Annotated in this window: 18 protein-coding genes; 9 read left to right on the top strand and 9 right to left on the bottom strand. The window is 60.4% G+C overall.

The window, feature by feature from the left end:
- The first annotated feature begins 9 nt into the window (after positions 1-9).
- Positions 10-537, top strand: a complete 528-nt coding sequence (locus CKW09_RS08955; protein WP_061798007.1) for a winged helix-turn-helix transcriptional regulator — start codon at positions 10-12, stop codon at positions 535-537.
- A complete protein-coding gene (fabF, locus tag CKW09_RS08950; protein ID WP_095096829.1) occupies positions 534-1,808 on the top strand; it encodes a beta-ketoacyl-ACP synthase II in 1,275 nt (424 codons plus the stop codon). The genes CKW09_RS08955 and fabF overlap by 4 nt, the downstream gene beginning before the upstream one ends.
- Positions 1,809-1,873: 65 nt before the next feature.
- On the opposite strand, the gene rmf is transcribed toward fabF, so the two are convergent.
- From rmf to rlmKL, 6 genes are all read right to left on the bottom strand, one after another.
- A complete protein-coding gene (gene rmf, locus CKW09_RS08945; RefSeq protein WP_004928150.1) occupies positions 1,874-2,044 on the bottom strand; it encodes a ribosome modulation factor in 171 nt (56 codons plus the stop codon).
- Positions 2,045-2,315: 271 nt separating this feature from the next.
- Complete coding sequence (gene pqiC / locus CKW09_RS08940; protein ID WP_095096826.1) at positions 2,316-2,876, bottom strand: membrane integrity-associated transporter subunit PqiC; 561 nt, start codon at positions 2,874-2,876, stop codon at positions 2,316-2,318.
- Positions 2,873-4,519 carry an intermembrane transport protein PqiB gene (gene pqiB / locus CKW09_RS08935; RefSeq protein ID WP_095096823.1) on the bottom strand — a complete coding sequence of 549 codons (1,647 nt, stop codon included), beginning with the start codon at positions 4,517-4,519 and terminating at the stop codon, positions 2,873-2,875. Before pqiB ends, pqiC begins: the two co-directional genes overlap by 4 nt.
- On the bottom strand, positions 4,506-5,822 hold the full coding sequence (pqiA, locus tag CKW09_RS08930) for a membrane integrity-associated transporter subunit PqiA (protein ID WP_161990683.1): 1,317 nt from the start codon (positions 5,820-5,822) through the stop codon (positions 4,506-4,508). Before pqiA ends, pqiB begins: the two co-directional genes overlap by 14 nt.
- A 74-nt stretch (positions 5,823-5,896) precedes the next feature.
- A complete protein-coding gene (locus tag CKW09_RS08925; RefSeq protein WP_095096820.1) occupies positions 5,897-7,801 on the bottom strand; it encodes an ABC transporter ATP-binding protein in 1,905 nt (634 codons plus the stop codon).
- Positions 7,802-7,806: 5 nt separating this feature from the next.
- Positions 7,807-9,927: a bifunctional 23S rRNA (guanine(2069)-N(7))-methyltransferase RlmK/23S rRNA (guanine(2445)-N(2))-methyltransferase RlmL gene (gene rlmKL / locus CKW09_RS08920; RefSeq protein WP_095100090.1), complete on the bottom strand. Its 2,121-nt coding sequence runs from the start codon at positions 9,925-9,927 to the stop codon at positions 7,807-7,809.
- Positions 9,928-10,030: 103 nt separating this feature from the next.
- Between rlmKL and CKW09_RS08915 the strand changes: the two genes are divergently transcribed.
- Positions 10,031-11,134, top strand: a complete 1,104-nt coding sequence (locus tag CKW09_RS08915; protein WP_095096817.1) for a YcbX family protein — start codon at positions 10,031-10,033, stop codon at positions 11,132-11,134.
- Between the two features lie 6 nt (positions 11,135-11,140).
- Here the strand turns inward: CKW09_RS08915 and CKW09_RS08910 are convergent, their stop codons facing one another.
- Both CKW09_RS08910 and pyrD read right to left on the bottom strand, forming a co-directional pair.
- Positions 11,141-11,692 carry a cell division protein ZapC gene (locus tag CKW09_RS08910; protein ID WP_061798018.1) on the bottom strand — a complete coding sequence of 184 codons (552 nt, stop codon included), beginning with the start codon at positions 11,690-11,692 and terminating at the stop codon, positions 11,141-11,143.
- A 176-nt stretch (positions 11,693-11,868) separates the two neighbouring features.
- Positions 11,869-12,879 (bottom strand): quinone-dependent dihydroorotate dehydrogenase, encoded by a 1,011-nt coding sequence (gene pyrD / locus CKW09_RS08905; protein ID WP_095096814.1) that lies wholly within the window; start codon positions 12,877-12,879, stop codon positions 11,869-11,871.
- Positions 12,880-13,137: 258 nt separating this feature from the next.
- Between pyrD and ssuE the strand changes: the two genes are divergently transcribed.
- The 5 genes from ssuE to ssuB all read left to right on the top strand — a co-directional run bounded on the left by ssuE (position 13,138) and on the right by ssuB (position 17,441).
- Positions 13,138-13,716: an NADPH-dependent FMN reductase gene (gene ssuE / locus CKW09_RS08900; protein WP_061798020.1), complete on the top strand. Its 579-nt coding sequence runs from the start codon at positions 13,138-13,140 to the stop codon at positions 13,714-13,716.
- 69 nt (positions 13,717-13,785) lie between these two features.
- A complete protein-coding gene (locus CKW09_RS08895; protein ID WP_231922156.1) occupies positions 13,786-14,703 on the top strand; it encodes a sulfonate ABC transporter substrate-binding protein in 918 nt (305 codons plus the stop codon).
- A gap of 16 nt (positions 14,704-14,719) precedes the next feature.
- The gene (gene ssuD, locus CKW09_RS08890) at positions 14,720-15,865 is read left to right on the top strand and encodes an FMNH2-dependent alkanesulfonate monooxygenase (protein WP_061798022.1); all 1,146 of its coding nucleotides are present in this window, start codon (positions 14,720-14,722) and stop codon (positions 15,863-15,865) included.
- An 11-nt stretch (positions 15,866-15,876) separates the two neighbouring features.
- The gene (ssuC, locus tag CKW09_RS08885; protein ID WP_095096808.1) at positions 15,877-16,671 is read left to right on the top strand and encodes an aliphatic sulfonate ABC transporter permease SsuC; all 795 of its coding nucleotides are present in this window, start codon (positions 15,877-15,879) and stop codon (positions 16,669-16,671) included.
- Positions 16,668-17,441: an aliphatic sulfonates ABC transporter ATP-binding protein gene (ssuB, locus tag CKW09_RS08880; protein WP_061798025.1), complete on the top strand. Its 774-nt coding sequence runs from the start codon at positions 16,668-16,670 to the stop codon at positions 17,439-17,441. The genes ssuC and ssuB overlap by 4 nt, the downstream gene beginning before the upstream one ends.
- Before the next feature lie 47 nt (positions 17,442-17,488).
- Here ssuB and pepN read toward each other — a convergent pair whose 3' ends face one another.
- On the bottom strand, positions 17,489-20,107 hold the full coding sequence (pepN, locus tag CKW09_RS08875; RefSeq protein ID WP_061798026.1) for an aminopeptidase N: 2,619 nt from the start codon (positions 20,105-20,107) through the stop codon (positions 17,489-17,491).
- A gap of 336 nt (positions 20,108-20,443) precedes the next feature.
- Between pepN and CKW09_RS08870 the strand changes: the two genes are divergently transcribed.
- Positions 20,444-22,144, top strand: a complete 1,701-nt coding sequence (locus CKW09_RS08870; RefSeq protein ID WP_095100087.1) for a GGDEF domain-containing protein — start codon at positions 20,444-20,446, stop codon at positions 22,142-22,144.
- Positions 22,145-22,166: the final 22 nt, after the last annotated feature.

Raw genomic sequence — 22,166 nt, 5'->3', positions numbered from 1 at the left:
AGGTGCAGCATGCAAAAAACCCGTTTTGACCAGGCACCCTGCCCGGTCGCTCGTTCACTGGATCGGGTCGGCGAATGGTGGAGCATTCTGATACTGCGCGACGCCTTCCACGGCCTGTCGAAATTTGATGAATTCCAGCAAAGCCTGGGGCTGTCGCCCACCATACTGACACGCCGCCTGAAAGACCTGGTGGCCGGCGGTATCTTGCACAAGCAGCGCTATCAAACGCGCCCGGTGCGCTATCAATATCTGCTTACCGAACGCGGCTACGACTTTTTCCCGGTGTTGGCGGCGCTGTTTCATTGGGGCAATACCCATCTGACGGATGACGGCATCAGCGCGCAGCTGGTCGACCGCCGCAGCGGCCGGCCGATCCAGGTGCAGCTGATCGACAGCCAGACCCGACAACCCATCGAACAACGCCACATCACATTGGCGCCAGGGCCGGCGGCCAGCGAAGGCATGCGCCGGCGCGCCGCCCTGATGCAGCAGAATCACTCTGCCACTTTCCCTGAATCATCCAAGGAGTCACTATGAACAGTCGTCGTATCGTCATTACAGGCATGGGCGTCGTTTCGCCGTTGGGGTGCGGCGTTGAAGCCGTCTGGCAACGCCTGCTGAACGGTCAGTCAGGCATCCGCCCTCTGCCGGAAGCGATCGTCGCCGACCTGCAGGTCAAAGTCGGCGGCCAGGTGCCCTCGCAGGAACAGGATGCCGAAGCCGGCTTTAACCCCGACCTGTCCGTCGCCCCCAAAGACCAGAAAAAAATGGATCGCTTTATCCTGTTCGCCATGGCGGCGGCCGATGAGGCGATCCGCCAGGCCGGCTGGGTCGCCGATACCGAAGAGAAGCAGGAGCGCACCGCGACCGTGATAGCCTCCGGCATCGGCGGTTTTCCAGCCATCGCTCACGCGGTGCGCACCACCGACAGCCGCGGCGCCAAGCGTCTGTCGCCGTTCACCATTCCTTCATTCCTGGTTAACCTGGCCGCCGGCCACGTATCTATCAAGCATGGGTTCAAAGGGCCGATCGGCGCGCCGGTCACCGCCTGCGCGGCCGGCGTTCAGGCCATTGGCGATGCGGTGCGCATGATCCGTAACGATGAGGCCGATATCGCCCTGTGCGGCGGCACCGAGGCCGCTATCGATACCGTCAGCCTGGGGGGCTTTGCCGCCGCGCGCGCCATGTCTACCGCATCGGCGGACGAGGCGGCGCAGGCCTCGCGGCCTTTCGACAGCGCACGCGACGGTTTCGTGATGGGCGAAGGCGCCGGCATGCTGGTCATCGAAACCCTCGAACACGCACTGGCGCGCGGAGCGGCGCCGCTGGCGGAAATTGTCGGCTACGGCACCAGCGCCGATGCCTACCACATGACCTCCGGCGCCGAAGACGGCGACGGCGCCTACCGCGCCATGAAGATTGCGCTGAAGCAGGCGGGCGTTACGCCGGGCGAAGTCCAGCATCTGAACGCACACGCCACCTCGACGCCGGTGGGCGATCTGGGGGAAATTAACGCCATCAGGCACCTGTTCGGCGCAGACGGCGGCGTAGCGGTGACCTCGACCAAATCGGCGACCGGCCATTTGCTGGGGGCGGCCGGCGGGCTGGAAACCATCTTCACCGCGCTGGCGCTGCGCGACCAAATCGCCCCCGCCACGTTGAATCTGGATAACCCCGATCCGGCGGCGGAAGGATTGCATCTGGTGGCGAAGCAGGCGGAACCGATGAGCATCACCTACGCCTTGTCCAACGGCTTCGGCTTTGGCGGCGTGAACGCGAGTATTTTACTGAAACGCTGGCAGGGGTAATCGGCAGCTGAAACAAAAACCTCCGCGCGCGGCGGAGGTTGTTCCTTTTTTTGACAGGGAGCCGCTTAAGCGGTCACAGCCCTGTCCTCCATGGCTTCTCGCCAACCTCCCAGCCATTGAGACCGGGCGTCCACCGATGATTGGTAGGGACAATGTTCCCTGGAACGCCCTAAAATGCCTGCCTGATACCCTCTCGAATGCGCCCTTTCCAGACGATCGCGTTTCTGTCTCTTCATGCCTCGTTTCCCTCATTTTTGGTCTGGTGGAAAGAAAACAATGGCTGCTTTTTGCGCAGCCACGATTAAGCAATAGCGCTAAATGACGCGAAGATCAATGCGCAAAATTCACGCCAATGTCATATTTGTGAGCTACGCCCGCGGAAAAAGCTAAGTGGCTGATATGCAGGGAAAGAGGTTAATTCGTTGATATAAATAAAAAATCCCTGCCGACAAGAAAAAGTGATATTTCTCACCGACAGGGATTAGATCATTTTAGTCCAAATTATGTCTAAAAGCCGCCGACCTGCGAAGCGATCGTCTGAGCCTCCTGCTGCCACCCCTGCGCCAGGGTGCGCACCAGCGCATCGTAGCCGTCTTCACCCTGCTTCAGCTCCAGGTTAAACGGCCGCTTAATCAGCCGCCCCTGATGATTCAGCACCCATTCGCCGCGAATGACGGCCTTGCCGTCGAAACGGCCGTGGAAGCCGCTGACGGTGACGTTAAGCACATCCTGATCGCTGTTCATCGGCTGCGAAGACACCACCCAACCCGGCAGCGCGCCGCTCAGGTTGGTGACCAGCGTCTGCTGCAGCTGTTGATCCAGCGGGCTGGCCCACAGGTTGTTCTGGGCGATGACGTACTGCACGTCGTTGGTCTGATAAACCACGCCGTTTTGCGCCAGATAATCGGCGACGCCAACGTGCTCCAGCCACAGCTGGCGCGTAGAGGCGGCACCGCCGCTCACCTGCGCCGACGCCCCCAGCGCCGGCAGCTGATAGTAGGTTTTCTGTGGCGTACTGCTGCAGGCGCTGAGCAACAGCGCCAGGGCTACCGGGATCCATTTCATCATTTATTGGCCTTCTTCGGCTGAGGGTCATTGCTGCCGGCGGCTTCAAACACCAGCGCGTTGCTCTTGTCATTCAGAGTGCGCAGCACCGGCTGCAGTTCGCGCAACACCTGATCCAGTCGTTGCATGTCGCCCACCATCTTGTTGTAGGCAGGTGAACCCGGCTGGAACCCTTTCATGCTGCGGTTCAACTCCTGCAGCGTTTTCTGCATGTCCTGCGGCAGCGCCTTCATCTCTTTGCTGGCGATGATGTCATTCAGCGACTTCATGGTCTGCTGCGTCGACTTCATGGTCTTCTGACTTTCCGCCAGCGTTTTGGTCGCTTCGTTGATCATCGGATTGATCGGCATCGCGTTGATCTTGTCCAGCGTCTGCATCAGCTTCTGCTGGATCTGCGCCAGGCCGCCGCTGGTGGTCGGCATCAGCGGATAACCGAACAGCTCACGCGGACCTTTCCAGGCCTTCTCCTGCGGATAGAAGTCCAGATCGATATACAGCGAACCGGTCAGCAGGTTGGCGGACTTCAGGGAAGCGCGCATGCCGCGCGACTCGGCGTCTTTCAGATGGCCTTCGATGTCGAAGTTGCCGCCCAGCTGTTTCTGGAAGCGATCCGGTTCGATGCGGATCAGCACCGGAATGCGGTAATCGCTGTCCAGCCGCTGCGCCATGCCCTCTTTGGAGAACGGCACCTGCGCCACCGTACCGAGACGAATGCCGCGGAATTCTACCGGCGCGCCCGGCTGCAGGCCGCGAACCGAGTCGGAGAAGAACATCAGGTAATCTTTATGCACGGTGTACAGCGAGTCCTGGATGCTGCGCTGGTTGTCGAACAGCTGATATTCCGCCTTCTCTTTCGCCAGTTCGCCGCGATCCCAACCGTCCGGCACGTCAAAGCTGACGCCGCCGCTGAACAGGGTCGCCAGCGAGCCCATTTCCACGCGCATCCCCTGCGCCGACATGTCGAACGCCACGCCGCTGTCTTTCCAGAAACGCACGTTGCTGGTCACCAGCTGATCGTAAGGCGCCGAGATAAACAGCTGATAGCGCATGGCGCGCTGCTTGGGATCGAAATAGCTGGTTTCCACCGAGCCGACGCGATAGCCGCGGAACAGCACCGGATCGCCGGCGTTCAACTGGCCCGATTTTTCGCTGTCCAGCACGATGCGCAGGCCTTTGGCGTCCGGCGAGGCCAGCGGCGGCGCATCCAGCAGTTGATAATCGTCCTTGCCGTCCTTGCCCTTGGTGCCCGGCTGCAGCTCGATATAGGCGCCGGATAACAGCGTCCCCAGGCCGGAAACGCCTTCGCGGCCAATCTGCGGCTTCACCACCCAGAAGGCGGTGTCCTGCCGCAGCAGCTTCTCCATGCCGGCGTTGAGCCGCGCCTGCACCATCACCTTGCTCAGGTCGTCGCTCAGCGTCACGGTCTCCACCACGCCAACGTCGACGCTGCGGCTTTTGATTTTGGTTTTGCCCGCTTCCAGCCCTTCGGCGGTGGTGGTGACCAGCGTCACTACCGGTCCCTGATGGCTGAAATGGTAAAACAGGATCCAGGCGCCGATCAGGGCGGTGACGATGGGAATGATCCACACCGGCGACCAGCGCTTGATCTTCTCTACGTCCGCGACGCTATGATTATTTTCCGTCACCTTGCGGCTCCTTTTTTGTTGTTTCATTTACGCGATCCCAGGTCAGCCGGGGATCGAACGTCATGGCGGCGAACATGGTGAGGATCACCACCAGGGCGAACAGCACCGCTCCGGTTGCAGGATAGATGCTCATCAATTGTCCCATACGTACCAACGCCGACAGTACGGCGATGACAAACACGTCGATCATTGACCAGCGGCCAACAAACTCGACGACTTCATAAATCAGGTGCATGCGTTCGCTGTCGGCGCGGTTTTTCCCCTTGCCGTTGGCGTCCCAGCACAGCCAACCGATCGCCAGCATCTTCAGCGATGGCACCATGATGCTGGCGATGAAAATCACCATCGCCACCGGATAGGATCCTTCGCCCCACAGCAGGATCACCCCGGCCATGATGGTCGAATTCATCTTGTTGCCCAGCGCCTCGGTGACCATGATCGGCATCAGGTTGGCCGGAATATACAGCATAATCGAGGTCACCAGCAGCGCCAGCGTCCACTGCAGGCTGTTGCGGCGGCGCACGTGGCCGTTGGTGTGGCAGCGCGGGCAATGGGTCAGATCGGCCGGCAGGATCGCGGTGCAGCAGCGGCAGGAACGCACGCCCTGGCGCATGCCGGTGCGGCCGACCGTCAGCGGCCGATCCAGCTTCGGCGCCGGTTCGATATCCTGCCACAGCCAGCGGCGGTCCACGCACTGGAAGGCGCGCACCTGCAGCAGGCAGAACAGGCAGTAAGGCACAAAGCTGCTGCCGATGCCGATATCGCCGTAGGCCATCAGCTTGACGAAGCTGACCAGTACCCCGGCGAGGAAGATTTCCACCATGCACCAGGTTTTAAACTGGAACAGCATTTTGGCCATCCACTCTTTCAACGCCAGCGGCATGCGCACTCTGGCGCACAGCAGAATGATCGCCAGCATGCAAAACGCCGGGATCAGCTGCACGAACACCATGAACAACGTGGCCATGCTGGCGTAATCTTCCGCCACCATCACCTGAGGAATTTGAATCAGTCTGATTTCGTTGCCAAGACCGGCAACGCGCATATTGATAAACGGGAAAATATTGGCCAGCAGCAGCATGAACAGCGCGCTGAGGGCGTAGCCGATCGGCCGCTTGCGCGGTTCCTCCCAGCGGGTGCTGAGGGTGGTTTTACAGCGCGGGCACACCGCTTTGGTGCCGAACGCCAGGGGCGGCAAGGCCACCAGCATGTCGCACTGCGGGCACAGCATCAGGTTATCCTGCTGCGGGGCGCCGGGCACCTTGGGGCTATGCTGCTTGTGATTTTCGTGGGAACACACCATATTCCTCCTTAATAACGTTGCTCACCGAGACGGCGATACCGCCCGCAGCAGCGCGCGGGCGGTAGGCGCAACGGTTAGCCGTTTTTCATCGCTTCCAGCTCTTCCCAACGGGCGAACGCCTGCTCCAGCGCCTGTTCGGCGTTGGCCAGCGCCGTCAGCACGCCCTGCGTTTCGCTGTGCGGACGCGTGAAGAAGTTAGCATCGCTCATTTGCGCCTGCAGCGCTTCAATTTCCGCTTCCAGCTGCTCAAGACGCTGCGGCAGCTGTTCCAGTTCGCGCAGCAGGTTATAGCTCAGCTTGGCGGCCGGCTTCTTCGGCTGCTCGGTTTTTTTCTCTGCGGCCGGTTTGCCCTGGCTCGGCGCCGCCTGGCGGATCGGTTTGGCGGTGGCGCGCTGATGGTGCGCGTCGTAGTAGCCGCCGACGAAGGTGCTGATGGCGCCGTTGCCTTCGAAGATCCAGCACTCGGTTACCGAGTTGTCGACAAACTGACGATCGTGGCTGACCAGCAGCACGGTGCCCTGGTAGCCGTCGATCAGCTCTTCCAGCAGCTCCAGCGTTTCGACGTCGAGATCGTTGGTTGGTTCATCGAGGATCAGCAGATTGCTGGGTTTCAGAAACAGCTTAGCCAACAGCAGGCGGTTACGCTCGCCGCCCGACAGCGCCTTCACCGGCGTCATCGCGCGTTTCGGGTGGAACAGGAAGTCCTGCAGGTAGCCCAGCACGTGGCGCGCCCGGCCGTTGACCATCACTTCCTGTTTGCCTTCCGCCAAGTTGTCCATCACCGTGCGCTCGGGGTCGAGATCGGCGCGGTGCTGGTCGAAGTAGGCCACTTCCAGCTTGGTGCCGCAGTGCACGCGGCCGCTGTCGGCTTTCAGTTGACCGAGCATCAGTTTCAGCAGCGTGGTTTTGCCGCAGCCGTTCGGCCCCACCAACGCAATCTTGTCGCCGCGCTGCACCTGAGCGGAGAAACCGCGCACCAGCACCTTTTCGCCGACCTGATAGTTGACGTCTTCCAGCTCAAACACGATTTTGCCGGAGCGGACCGCCTCTTCCACCTGCATCTTGGCGGTGCCCATCACTTCACGACGCTCCGAACGTTCGTTGCGCAGCGCCTTCAGCGCGCGCACGCGGCCTTCGTTACGGGTGCGGCGCGCCTTGATGCCCTGGCGGATCCACACTTCTTCCTGCGCCAGCTTGCGGTCGAACTCGGCGTTCTGCAGCTCTTCCACCCGCAGCGCCTCTTCCTTGCTCAGCAAATACAGATCGTAGTTGCCCGGCCAGGAGACCAACTTGCCGCGGTCCAGATCGACGATGCGCGTCGCCATGTTGCGAATAAACGAACGGTCGTGGGAGATGAACACGATGCTGCCATCGAACTCTTTCAGGAAGCCTTCCAGCCAGTCGATGGTTTCAATATCCAGGTGGTTGGTCGGTTCGTCGAGCAGCAGCACGCGCGGCGAGCTGACCAGCGCGCGGCCCAGCGCCGCCTTGCGCAACCAGCCGCCGGAGAGCGAGGAAAGCTCGGCGTCGCCGTTCAGCCCCAGCTGCAGCAGCACTTCGCTGATGCGGCTGTCGAGTTGCCACAACCCTTGATGATCGAGGATCTCCATAATCTGCGCCATGCGCGTCAGGTTTTTCTCGCTCGGGTCGGTTTCCACCAGGTGAGAGATCGCATGGTAGGCCTTCAGGTGCTCCGCCTGCTCCGCGACGCCTTCGGCCACGAAGTCGAACACGCTGCCGCCGATATTGCGCGGCGGATCCTGTTGCAGACGCGCCACGATCAAATCCTGCTCGTAAATCACCCGGCCGTCATCCAGCGGGATCTCTTTGCCGAGGATCTTCAGCAGGGTGGATTTACCGGCGCCGTTGCGCCCCACCAGACAAACGCGTTCGTTGTCTTCGATATGAATTTCGGTGTTGTCTAAAAGCGGCGCATCGCTGAAGGACAGCCAGGCGCCGGACATGCTGATTAACGACATAGTAATTATTTTCCTTCGCCGGCGTGGGTGACCAGCCAGCAGTTATGAATCTGACGGTTACGGGCAAAGTCCTGCGACAGCGTCTGGGCGGTGATCTCTTTCGCCTCCAGACCCAGCTCGCTCAGACCGGCCAGATCCATCTGGAAACCGCGCTTGTTGTTCGAGAACATGATGGTCCCGTTGCGGCGCAGCAACCGTTTCAAATCTTTCATCAGCGCCAGATGATCGCGCTGCACGTCAAAGCTGTTTTCCATTCGCTTGGAGTTGGAGAAGGTCGGCGGATCGATAAAGATCACGTCGAACTGCTCATCGGCATTGCTCAGCCACGACAGGCAATCGGCCTGGATCAGGCGGTGCTGACGGCCGGTCAGGCCGTTGGCGCGCAGGTTTTTCTCCGCCCACTCCAGATAGGTGCGCGACATATCCACCGTAGTGGTGCTGCGCGCGCCGCCCAGCCCGGCGTGCACGCTGGCGGTGCCGGTATAGGCGAACAGGTTGAGGAAGTCCTTGCCCTTGCTCATCTCACCCAACATGCGGCGCGCGATGCGGTGATCGAGGAACAGCCCGGTGTCGAGATAGTCGGTCAGGTTGACCCACAGCTTGGCGTTGAACTCTTCCACCAGCAGGAATTCGCCCTTCTGCGCCAGCTTCTCGTACTGGTTTTTACCCTTCTGCCGCTCGCGGGTCTTCAGGATCAGCTGATTGGACGGCAATTCCAGCACCGCCAGCGTAGCGTTGATCACGTCGAACAAACGCTGACGCGCCTTCTGCGCATCGACGGTTTTCGGCGGCGCGTATTCCTGCACCACCACCTTGCTGCCGTAGCGATCGACCGCCACGTTGTATTCTGGCAGATCGGCGTCATACAAGCGGTAGCATTCAATGCCCTGCTGCTTCGCCCATTTGTCGAGCTTCTTCAGGTTTTTGCGCAGGCGGTTGGCGAAATCTTCCGCCACCTGCACGCCGCCGGCGCCGGCCGGGTTCGCCGCCAGCTGGTAGTTTTTCTGCACGCAATCCAGCGGGCCGTTTTTAGCCTTGAACTGCCGCTCGGCGCGCAGCTGCAGGCAGCTCAGCAGCTCCGGTGAAGCGCTGAACAGCGACAGCTGCCAGCCGCCGAAGGCGCTCTTCATGATGCGGCCCAGCATGTTATGCAGCGCAATCAGCGCCGGTTCGCTTTCCAGGCGCTCGCCGTACGGCGGGTTGCTGACCACGGTGCCGGTCGGGCCTTCCGGCAGCGGATTGGTCAATTTGCTGACGTCATTGACGTTGAAGGTGATCAGTTCGGCAATGCCGGCGCGGCGGGCGTTGCCGCGCGCCATTTCGATCACCCGGCGATCGATGTCGGAGCCGAAGAAGCGCGAAGGGGTTTCCTGCAGGCCGCGACGAGCGCGCACCTGCGCTTCGGTGGTCAATTCGCGCCACAGGTCGGCGTTGTGGCCGTTCCAGGCGCTGAAGCCCCAGTGCTGACGGTGCAGACCCGGCGCGCGATCGGCGGCGATCATCGCCGCTTCGATCAACAAGGTGCCGGAACCGCACATCGGATCGAGCATCGGCGTGCCCGGCTGCCAGCCGGAACGCTGCACGATGGCCGCCGCCAGGTTTTCCTTCAGCGGCGCCTGGCCGGTCAGATCGCGGTAACCGCGCTGATGCAGGCCTTCGCCGCTCAGATCCAGCGCCACGCTGGCCATATCGCGCTGCAGGAACACGTTGACGCGAATGTCGGGCTGTTGCTTGGCGACCGTCGGGCGCCGATCGATTTTGCGGGTGAAGCTGTCGACGATGGCGTCTTTCACCTTCAGCGCGCCGTATTGGCTGTTGCGGATCTCTTCATTGACGCCGCTGAAATGCACGGCGAAGGTTTTATCCACCCCGAAGATGCTGGTCCAGTCAATCGCCTGCACGCCGAGGTACAGATCCAGATCGCTGTGCACGCGGAATTCGTTCAGCGGCAGCAGAATGCGCGAGGCCAGGCGGCTCCACAGCAGGCTTTGGTACAGAAGACGATCGTCACCCTGAAAATGTACCCCACCCTGCACCACTTTGCAGTCGTGGGCGCCCAGCGCTTCCAGCTCGCTTTTTAACAGTTCTTCCAGTCCACGCGCCGTGCTGGCAAACAGAGAGTTCATATCGTACTTATCACCAAAAAGAAAATTGTTGCGCATTATAGCTAATCCAGACCGCTTGTCATAAAGTTGCTCCCTTCTATTTAATAATCGCACGGAGATAAGGGTGATCACGCTTTCCAGACTCTACGTTCATCCGGTTAAATCGCTGCGGGGTTTGCAGCTTTCCCATGCCCAGGTCTCCAGCAGCGGCCTGGCCTTCGATCGCACCTTTATGATCACCGAACCGGATGGCACCTTTATTACCGCGCGCCAATATCCGCAGATGGTGCTGTTCACTCCGGCGCTGCTGGCGGACGGCCTGTTTCTCACCGCCCCGGACGGCGAAAGCGCCGCTATCCGCTTTAGCGATTTCGCCGCCGAAGCGCAGCCTACCGAAGTGTGGGGCAACCATTTCACCGCGCTGATTGCGCCGGCGGAGATTAACCGCTGGCTAAGCGGCTATTTCCAGCGCGACGTGCAGCTGCGCTGGCTGGGGCCGGAACTCACCCGCCGGGTAAAAAAACATCCGGCCATTCCGCTGTCGTTCGCCGATGGCTATCCTTATCTGCTGATTAACCAGGCTTCGTTCAACGATCTGCAGCGGCGCTGCCCCGGCAGCATCAAGCTGGAGCAGTTCCGCCCCAATCTGGTGGTCACCGGCGCCGGCGCCTGGGCCGAAGACGGCTGGCAGGTGATCCGCGTCGGCGATGTGATGTTCGATCTGGTGAAACCCTGCAGCCGCTGCGTGCTGACCACCGTCAGCACCGAGCGAGGCCGCAAACACCCGAGCGGTGAGCCGCTGAGCACGCTGCAGAAATTCCGCACCGCCGATAACGGCGACATCGACTTCGGCCAAAACATGATTGCGCGCAACAGCGGCATTATTCGCGTTGGCGATGCGGTGGAAGTGCTGTCGACCAAGCCGCCGCGCCCGTATGGCGCCGGCACGGTGGTGGAGAGCGTAGCGGCGCCGCAGGACAGCGCGCAGGGCGTGACCATCGAATATGAAGGGAAGGTGTTTACCGGCAATAACCAGCAAATATTGCTCGAGCAGCTGGAGCAGCAGGGAATTCGCGTGCCCTATTCCTGCCGGGCCGGCATCTGCGGCAGCTGCCGTATTACCCTGGTCAGCGGCGAAGTCGCGCCGCTGAAGAAAAGCGCGGTGGCCGAAGACGGCACCATTCTTTGCTGCAGCTGTATTCCGAAAAGCGATTTGACGCTGGCGTAACCGGGCTTATACCGCCCGGTCGTAGGCCGCCGGGGTGGAAGATTCGTCCTGCGCACAAGGCTTCAGCCGATCGTGCATCACCTTAATCGCGTCGCCCAGCACCATGGTGCGGCCGGCGACCGACAGTTGGTTCTGCGCCAGCAGGCACAGGCTGGCGTTATCGCCGGCCTCCACCACCAGCAGGCGGGCTTCAACGCCGCTTTCCATCACCTTCACCGCCGCCAGCTCGCCGTTCTTCGGCTGCAGCGGATAATGCTGCTGCGAGAAGTGCCAGCTTTTCGGCATCAGCGGTTTCAGGAAACGGTAGGCGACCAAGGCATTCAACACCAGCTCGGCGCGCTGTTCATGGCTGAGCTTGACCTGTTTGCACTGTTCTTCATAGGTGAAATACAGCGCGGCGTCGTCGACGCAAAAAGCGCATTCGTCAAAGGCGTCCGGGGTTAACATTTTGGCCGGAAAACGCGAGCGAAAGATCATACCATTAGCTAAATCCAGCATTAGCCGATCGTGTTCGGCGTCAAAATACCAACGCCAATTATCGTCAGGTTTTATCTTCATCTCTTATCCTTCTCGCTGCCTATGCCAACGCCGTATTTACCCCAAAAGGTGATTTTATCACCGATAAAGTCGCTTAAACATCGGATAATTCCGCGAACGATATTTATGCTAACGAACAAAATATAGACGAGCCGGGGGAAGAAATAAACCCCCGACATAAAATGAAAGAAAAAATATTAGATATGGGTAACGATATCTTTAATCAGGCGCGGGCCGTGGAAGATAAATCCGGAATAAATTTGCACCAGGCTGGCGCCGGCCGCCATTTTTTCACGCGCCGCCGTCAGCGAATCCACCCCGCCCACGCCAATAATCGGCAGGTGCCCTTGCAGCTCGGTCGACAGGCGACGGATCACTTCGGTGCTGCGCGACTGCAGCGGACGCCCGCTGAGGCCACCCGTTTGCTCGCAGTAATTTAATCCCTGGATCAGTTTACGATCCAATGTGGTATTGGTGGCGATCACCCCGTCGATATTATGACGCACCAGGCTATCGGCAATTTGGATCAATTCTTCTTCAGAAAGATCCGGCGCGATCTTTACCGCCACCGGCACATATTTGTGATGGCGCGCATGTAATTCCTGCTGCTTATTTTTAATCGCCGCTAAAAGATCGTCCAGCGCTTCGCCATACTGCAAGGATCGTAACCCCGGCGTATTTGGTGACGAAATGTTAATCGCGATATAACCGGCATACGGATAAACTTTATCCATGCAGATCAGATAATCGTCTTTCCCCTGTTCAACCGGGGTGTCCTTATTCTTGCCGATATTGATCCCAAGAATGCCGCCGAAATGGGATTTCTTAACGTTTTCAACCAGATTATCCACGCCGTGGTTATTAAAGCCCATGCGGTTGATCAGCCCCTCGGCCTCCACCACCCGGAACAGGCGCGGCTTGTCGTTGCCCGGCTGCGGGCGCGGGGTCACGGTGCCCACCTCGACATGGCCGAAACCCATGGCGCCGAACGCGTCGATGCACTCGCCGTCTTTATCCAGACCGGCGGCCAATCCCAACGGGTTTTTAAACGACAGCCCCATGCAGCTGACCGGCTTGGTCGGCACCGACTGGCGGACAAGAAACTCTAACGGGGTGCCGGTTACACGGCGAAGCTGACGAAAGGTCAATTCATGCGCGCGCTCGGGATCGAGCTGGAACAACGCTTTCCTGATGATGGGGTAGTACATGGACTCTCCTGATTTCCCGGTTGCAAACCGGGGGCGTATTATCCGGCATCCCCCGACCAATTGGAATTGATTAAAGGCAAAAAAAGGCCTTTTTACGCAATCGTTTTCTTGGCGCCGAGGGAAAACGCCGCAAATCCGCTTTTACGCATAACAAAATCAAAAAATGAGATTTAAGAAACCCGCCCCTTTGCTGTTAGCTTTAAAACACTTCCCGTTCATTTTCTAATTAAACCTAACATTTAGTTATAAGGAGTGGCAATGCGCGTTATATCACTGGCCGGCAGCCCACGCATCCCATCACGCTCGGCGGGCCTGCTTACCCTGAGCCAGAACTGGCTGCGGCAGCAAGGCGTAGAGGTGATCGCCTATACCCTGCACGATTTCGATGCCGAAGACCTGCTGTACGCCAATTTTAACAGCCCGGCGATCAAAGCCTTCACCGAGCAGCTGGCGCAGGCGGACGGCCTGCTGATTTCCACCCCGGTATATAAGGCTTCATTTTCCGGCGCCTTGAAGACCCTGCTGGATCTGCTGCCGGAACGCGCGCTGGACCACAAGGTGGTGCTGCCCCTGGCCACCGGCGGTTCCGTCGGGCACATGCTGGCGGTGGACTACGCCCTGAAGCCGGTGCTGGCGGCGCTGAAGGCGCAGGAAGTGCTGCACGGCGTCTTCGCCGACGACAGCCAGGTGCAGCTCAACGGCGAAGACGTCACCCTGTCGGACGGCGTCGCCGGGCGGCTGGAGGAGGCGCTGGAGAGTTTCTACCTGGCGCTCGGCCGCCGCAAGCCGCCCTCTCTGAGGGTAACCCTGCCCCTGTCGACCCGACAGACCGCCTGAAGCACTCCGGAAAAGGACCTCAATATGAAGCGATCTGTTCTGCGGCGCTGGTTTGGCGCCGCCACCCTGATGGGCCTGCTGTCGCTGGCCTGGGCCAATGCCGCCAGCGCGCAGGATCCGGCCCGGTTCCGTATCGGCTACCAAAAAGGATCGGTCAGCCTGGTGCTGGCGAAAAGCCACCAGCTGCTGGAGAAGCGTTTTCCCGCCACCAAAATCAGCTGGGTCGAATTCCCGGCCGGTCCGCAGATGCTGGAAGCGCTGAACGTCGGCAGCATCGATCTGGGCAGCACCGGCGATATTCCGCCGATCTTCGCCCAGGCCGCCGGCGCCGATCTGCTGTATGTCGGCGTTGAACCGCCCAAACCCAAGGCGGAGGTGATCCTGGTGCCGGAAAACAGCCCGATAAAAAGCGTCGCCGAGCTGAAAGGCCATAAGGTCGCCTTCCAGAAAGGCTCCAGCTCGCACAACCTGCTGCTGCGCTCGCTGCAAAAAGCCGGGCTGAAATTCACCGACATCCAAGCGGTCTACCTGACCCCGGCCGACGCGCGCGCCGCGTTTCAGCAGGGCAACGTCGATGCCTGGGCGATCTGGGATCCTTACTATTCCGCCGCGCTGCTGCAGGGCGGCGTGCGGGTGCTCGGCGACGGCACCGACCTGAATCAAACCGGTTCCTTCTATCTGGCGGTGCGCCCTTATGCCGAAGCCAACGGCGCCTTTATCCGGCAGGTGCTGGAGGTGCTGAGCCAGGCCGATGCGCTTACCCGCAGCGACCGCGCGCAGAGCGTTACGTTGCTGGCCAACGCCATGGGGCTGCCGGAAAAGGTGATCGCCAGCTATCTGGATCATCGACCGCCGACCGCCATCAAGCCGCTGGATGCGCACACCATCGCCGCCCAGCAGCAAACCGCCGACCTGTTTTACGCCAATCGCCTGGTGCCGATAAAGGTAGACATTTCGCAACGCATCTGGCGCCCGAGCGCACAATAATTTTGGAGAACTGACGATGAGCCTTAACGTTTTCTGGTTTTTGCCCACCCACGGCGACGGCCACTACCTTGGCAGTTCGGAAGGGGCGCGCAGCGTCGATCACGGTTATCTGCAACAGATTGCCCAGGCGGCGGACCGCCTGGGATTCGGCGGCGTGCTGATCCCCACCGGCCGTTCCTGCGAAGACTCCTGGCTGGTGGCCGCGTCGCTTATCCCGGTCACCCAGCGGCTGAAATTCCTGGTGGCGCTGCGGCCCGGCATCATCTCGCCAACCCTGGCGGCGCGTCAGGCCGCCACGCTGGACCGCCTGTCCAACGGCCGCGCGCTGTTTAACCTGGTCACCGGCGGCGATCCGGAAGAACTGGCGGCGGAAGGGCTGCACCTCAATCATGAGGAGCGCTATGAGGCCTCGGCGGAGTTCACGCAGGTCTGGCGTCGGGTGCTGGAAGGGGAAACCGTCGATTTCCACGGCAAGCATATCCAGGTGAAAGGCGCCAAATTGCTGTTCCCGCCGGTGCAACAGCCGCGGCCGCCGCTCTATTTCGGCGGATCCTCCGCCGCGGCGCAGGATCTGGCCGCCGAACAGGTAGAGATGTACCTCACCTGGGGCGAGCCGCCGGCGCAGGTAAAGGAAAAGATCGCCGAGGTGCGCGCCAAGGCGGCGGCCAAAGGCCGCCAGGTGCGCTTCGGCATCCGCCTGCACGTGATCGTGCGGGAAACCACCGAAGAAGCCTGGCGCGCCGCCGACCGGCTGATCGCCAACCTGGACGATGAAACCATCGCCAACGCCCAGCAGGCCTTTGCGCGCTTCGATTCCGTCGGGCAACGGCGCATGGCCGAGCTGCACGGCGGCAAAAAAGACAACCTGGAGATCAGCCCCAACCTGTGGGCCGGCGTCGGCCTGGTGCGCGGCGGCGCCGGCACCGCGCTGGTGGGCGACGGCCCGACGGTGGCGGCGCGGATGCAAGAATATGCCGACCTGGGCATCGACACCTTTATTCTCTCCGGTTATCCGCATCTGGAAGAGGCCTACCGCGTCGGCGAACTGCTGTTCCCGCATCTCGACCTGGCGGACAACGCGCCGGCGCAGGTGCGCCCGCTGCGTCCCCAGGGCGAGGTGGTGGCCAATATTTACGTTCCGCAAAAAGTGTCACAGAGCTGAGGAGCAACGATATGGCAAACGGCACGCAACGTATTCTGAACCGGCTGGCGCCCTGGGCGCTGCCGGTGGCGCTGGTGGTCATCTGGCAAATTTCCGTGGAGGCGGGCTGGTTGTCCAACCGCATTTTGCCGGCCCCCAGCGCGGTGGTGACCGCCTTCTGGACGCTGACCAAAAGCGGCGAGCTGTGGCAACACCTGACCATCAGCAACTGGCGCGCGCTGATCGGTTTCAGCATCGGCGGCAGCATCGGGCTGATCCTCGGTTTTATTACCGGGCTGTCGCGCTGGGGCGAACGCCTGCTCGACAGTTCGGTGCAGATGATCCGCAACGTGCCGCATCTGGCGCTGATCCCGCTGGTGATCCTGTGGTTCGGCATCGATGAATCCGCCAAGATCTTTCTGGTGGCGCTCGGCACGCTGTTCCCGATCTACCTCAATACCTATCACGGCATCAAGAATATCGATCGCGGCCTGCTGGAAATGGCGCGCAGCTATGGCCTGAGCGGTTTCCGGCTGTTTACCCAGGTGGTGCTGCCGGGCGCGTTGCCGTCGATCATGGTCGGGGTGCGCTTCGCGCTCGGCTTTATGTGGCTGACGCTGATCGTCGCCGAAACCATTTCCGCCAACTCGGGCATCGGCTACCTGGCGATGAACGCCCGTGAATTCCTGCAGACCGATATCGTGGTGGTGGCTATCGTGCTGTACGCCCTGCTCGGCAAGCTGGCGGACGTCGGCGCGCAGCTGCTGGAGCGCGTCTGGCTGCGCTGGCATCCGGCTTATCAACTGAAACAGGGAGAAGCGTTATGACCCTTCCCGCTCGTATTTCGCAAGGCACGCCGGTAACGCTGGAGTCCATCGCCAAGCGTTACGGCAACCGCACCGTGCTGGACGATATCCAGCTGCGCATCACCTCCGGGCAGTTCGTTGCGGTGGTCGGCCGCAGCGGCTGCGGCAAAAGCACCCTGCTGCGCCTGATGGCCGGCCTGGAAAACGCCAGCGGCGGCGCGTTGCTGACCGGCAACGCCCCGCTCAGCAGCGCCAGAGAAGATACTCGCCTGATGTTTCAGGATGCGCGTCTGCTGCCGTGGAAAAAGGTCATCGACAACGTCGGCCTCGGCCTGCGCGGTCATTGGCGCGATAACGCCCTGCAGGCGCTGGACGCCGTCGGCCTGGCGGATCGGGCCAACGAGTGGCCGGCGGCGCTGTCCGGCGGCCAAAAACAGCGGGTGGCGCTGGCCCGCGCGCTGATCCACCGCCCCCGCCTGCTGCTGCTGGACGAACCGCTGGGCGCGCTGGATGCGTTGACTCGCATCGAGATGCAGGGGCTGATTGAAAATCTGTGGCAACAGCACGGCTTTACCGTGTTGCTGGTCACCCACGACGTGAGCGAAGCCATCGCGTTGGCGGACCGGGTGATCCTGATTGAGGAAGGCCGCATCGGCCTGGATCTGGCGATCGATTTGCCGCGGCCACGCCGCAAAGGTTCGGCCAGGCTGGCCGAGCTGGAGGCCGAGGTGCTGGAGCGGGTATTGTCGCCGCCGACCTCGGTAGCCGCGTCGCAGCGGGCGATGAATTAAAAAAAGGGACGGCGGATGCCGTCCCTTTTTCTCGTCGAGAGCGTGATTTACGCGTCGAGCGCCTTGCTGATCTTCTCGTACAGATCGCCGGACAGGTTTTCCAACCCCTTCAGCTGTTCCAGCGCTTTGCGCATCAGCGCCTGACGGCCGGCGTCGTAGCGTTTCAGGCGGATCAACGGTTCGATCAGGCGCGCGGCGATTTGCGGGTTGCGCTGGTTGAGATCGCTGAGGATTTCCGCCAGGAACTGGTAACCGCTGCCGTCGGCGGCATGGAACGCCGCCGGATTGCCGGAGGCGAAGCCGCCAATCAGCGAGCGGGTGCGGTTCGGGTTGCTCAGGCTGAACGAACGGTGTTGCAACAGTGCGCGCACCTTGCTCAGCACGTCCGCCGCCGGGCTGCTGCCCTGCAGCACGAACCATTTGTCCATCACCAGGCCATCCTGATGCCAGCGCTCATCGAACGCCGCCAGCAGCGCGTCGCGGCAAGGCAGCTGAGCCGCCACCGCCGCGGCCAACGCCGCCAGCGAGTCGGTCATGTTATCCGCCTGACGATACTGTTCGCTCACCAACTTGTCGGCCAAGGCCACGTCTTCACCGAAGGCCAGGTAGCCCAGGCAAACGTTGCGCAGGGCGCGCTTGGCGATCTCGCCGTGCTCCACGCGGTAACCGTCGGTCCGGTTGGCGTAATACACCGCCAGCCACTCGTCGGCCATTTCCTTCGCCAGGCAGCGAACGATCGCTTCGTGCACCGCGGCGATCGCTTCCGGATCGATGGTGGCGAACAGTTCGGCAACCTCGCTTTCCGACGGCAGCGTCAGGATCTGCGCCGCCAGCGCCGGATCCAGCTGTTCATCCAGCAGCACGGCGCGGAACGCGTCGGCCACGTGCAGCGGCAGCGACAGCGGCTGTTTCTGCTGATGTTTGGCCACGTTCAGCTTGATGTAGGTCGCCAGCAGGCTCTGCGCCGCATCCCAACGGGCGAATTCGTTGCGCGCATGCTGCATCAGGAAGGTCAGCTGCTGATCGCTGTACGGATAGTCCAGCTTCACCGGAGCCGAGAACTCGCGCAGCAGCGACGGCACCGGCTTGTGCTCCACGCCGTCGAACACGAAGGTTTGCTCTGCTTCGGTCACGTTCAGCACGTTACCGATCGGCGCACCGTCTTTTTGCAACGCAATGACGTTGCCTTCGCTGTCGTACAGTTCGATATCCAAGGGAATATGCAGCGGCAGTTTTTCCGGCTGATCGGCGGTCGGCGCGGTTTTTTGGCTGACGAACAGGCGATACTGCTGATTTTCGGCGTCGTAGTCATCGCGCACCGTCAGCAGCGGCGTGCCGGACTGGCTGTACCAGCGGCGGAACAGCGACAGATCGACATTGGACGCGTCCTCCATCGCCTGAACGAAATCATCGCAGGTAGCCGCGCTGCCGTCGTGGCGTTCGAAATACAGCTGTATCCCTTTCTGGAAATTCGCTTCGCCCAGCAGGGTGTGCAGCATGCGGATCACTTCGGATCCTTTCTCATACACCGTCAGGGTGTAGAAGTTGTTCATTTCGATCACTTTATCCGGGCGGATGGCGTGCGCCATCGGGCTGGCGTCTTCGGCGAACTGCGCGCCGCGCATCACGCGCACGTTATCGATGCGGTTGACCGAACGCGAACCCAGATCGGAGCTGAACTCCTGATCGCGGAATACCGTCAGCCCCTCTTTCAGGCTGAGCTGGAACCAGTCGCGGCAGGTCACGCGGTTGCCGGTCCAGTTGTGGAAATATTCGTGGCCGATCACCGCTTCGATATTCAGATAATCCTTGTCGGTGGCGGTTTCCGCCTTCGCCAGCACGTACTTGGAGTTGAAGATGTTTAGCCCTTTGTTCTCCATCGCGCCCATGTTGAAGAAATCGACCGCCACGATCATATAAATGTCGAGATCGTATTCCAGCCCAAAGCGGGTTTCATCCCACTTCATCGAGTTCTTCAGCGACGTCATCGCCCAATCGGCGCGATCCAGATTGCCGCGGTCAACGAACAGCTCCAGCGCCACTTCGCGGCCGGAACGGGTGGTGAAGCTGTCGCGCAGCACGTCGAAGTCACCGGCCACCAGCGCAAACAGATAGCAAGGTTTCGGGAACGGATCCTGCCACTGCACCCAATGGCGGCCATGGTCCAGTTCGCCCTGGCCCACCCGGTTGCCGTTCGACAGCAGGAACGGATAGCGCGCTTTATCGGCCGTAATGCGGGTGGTAAAGCGCGCCAGCACGTCCGGACGATCCTGATAATAGGTAATGTGGCGGAAGCCTTCGGCCTCGCATTGGGTGCACAGCGCTTCACCGGACAGGTACAGGCCTTCCAGCGCGGTATTTTTCGCCGGATGAATGTCATTAACGATGGTGAGAGTAAATTGTGCTGGCAACTCATCAATCAACAGCTGGTTATCCTGCAGACGGTAGGCGCTCCACGCCTGGCCATCAACCTGAATGCTCACCAGCGTCAGGTCTTCACCGTTCAGCACCAGCGGCGCACCGGCGGCGCCCTGGCGTTTGATTTTGCTGACGGCGGTAACCCGGGTGGTCTCTGCGTCCAGATCGAAATCCAAATCGATATCGGTGGTGGTGTAATCTGGCGCGCGATAATCGTGGCGATACTTCGCCTGTGGCTGTTGTGTCATAAAAACCCTTCGACGTCTCAGTGAGTTACAGGTGCCAGGCCGTCATCATCCGCCAATGCCCTGATGCGCATCGCTTCGCGGTTTGGCCGATGGACCCGATTGTAAATAAACTGTATCACAGCTGCGTAAAAAACCCAGAGATGGCAGGCCGCCGAAGCGGAGAAATCAGAGGCGGATCGTAAACCGGCGCGCCCCGTCAGTCCTGTCGACCGCCCCGGACTTGAAAATCAGCATTTAATGCTAAATCCGGCGCGGCGCCGCCACGGGGTATAGTTAAGGCGGCGCGGACGGCGCGATGTTATAATTGAACGATCAGGCTTAGGGATGTTCGGCGATATGAAAGTTAAATACTTTATCTATTTTTTCACCTTCTGCTTGATGTCGTCGTTCGCCATCTTTATTGCCGATGAGCTGTTGGAAGCCCACGCCGATTATCGCGAAAATCAGCTCGCCCTGTATAAAATCAACCGCGCCAAAGAGATTTCCGAAGCCTTTCAGGCCTCGCTGCAGGCGCACCGTCTGAAGCGCCTGAGCCTGATCAATCCGCAGATTACCCGGGCGCAGTGCCAGGCCGCCGATCGACTGGCGCGCGACAAAATAGCCCTGATCCGCCCCCACCTGGAAACCTGGGTTTCACAGCAGCTGGGCGTGCGGCAAAAAATCGCCGCGCTGTCGATGATCGGCCTGATGGAACAGCTGCTGGACAACGACAATCTTCAGCTTTCGCAGGTTAACGACGCCAACGCCAACCTGTTCAATATCAACAGCGCTTACTATATTTCGCAAACCAGCAAAAGCTATTATCGCTATACCTATGATACCCGCATGCTGGATACCGACTCATTTATGTTCCTCGAGGCGATTCGGCTGAACAACCGGCTCAACATGTCCCTGACCGAGCTCACCGATCAAATCATCGACGTCAATCGCAACCCGCAAGACCGCAAAGACGCTTATTTGAAGTCGATCCAACTGACCGGCGTGTTGAATGCGCTGAGCACCCGACTGATCTTTATGAAAATCAGCTATGACGATGCGCAAACCACCCGCCTCGTCAATATGCTGCTCGAGCTGGTCTCAAAAGATCGGCTCGCGCAGATCACCGGCGGGCTGTATACGGCGATCGATACCCATACCGACTACCCTATCGATTTTATTGAGCGCTATGTCGATGAGCTGAGCGCGCTTTCGCAACGGCTGTACCAACGCAGTTACGAAATGGAAATCGCCGCCGCGCAGCACCAAATCTACGACAGCCAAACGGCCATCGACGGCATGATTTCTCTCGGCTGCCTGATCACGCTGCTTATTTTGCTGCCGTCGCTGGTGTTCTGTTCAAATATCAACCGCTGGCTGACCAAGACCCACAATAATATTGCCCGGCTGGCGCGCGGCAATATGAACATCGATCGCAACGAGGTGTTCTATAGCCAGGAGCTGATCGCCATCAGCGACGCCATTCAGCAGCTGCGGCAGTACCAGTTGGACAAGGTGTCGCTGGAGAGCGAGAAACAGCTGCTGATTAAAGAGCTCGAGGCATCGTCATTCCTCGACCCGCTCACCAACATCTATAATCGGCGCAAGTTTTTCCTCGAGTGCGAGCTATTGGCCAGCGGCAGCTACCCGCTGGCCTTCTGCCTGATCGACATCGATAACTTCAAAAGCCTCAATGACAGCTACGGCCACGACGTCGGCGATCAGGTGCTGGTGGCGTTCGGCCGCCTGCTGCAGCAGGCGTTTCGCGCCAGCGACATTTTTTGCCGTTACGGCGGCGAGGAGTTCGCGGTGATCCTGGGCAACTGCACGCTGGAGAATGCGCGCAATATTATGGAACAGCTCAGGCAGCGCACGCATCGCCTCAGCCTGACGCTGGCCAACGGGCAACAGGTGCGTTTCACCACCAGCTGCGGCATTGCCCAGGTCAACGCGTTTTCGACGCTGCAAGGCGCTATCAAACGGGCGGACGAAGCGCTCTATTTTTGCAAGAGAAACGGCAAGAACCGGGTGAGCGTGCATACCCTGAGCGGTTTTATCTGAATTGTTGTTTAAAATAATTAAC

The organism is Serratia ficaria, from assembly GCF_900187015.1.
GTDB classification, from domain to species: domain Bacteria; phylum Pseudomonadota; class Gammaproteobacteria; order Enterobacterales; family Enterobacteriaceae; genus Serratia; species Serratia ficaria.
This window is presented reverse-complemented; position numbering and strand designations above follow the sequence as displayed.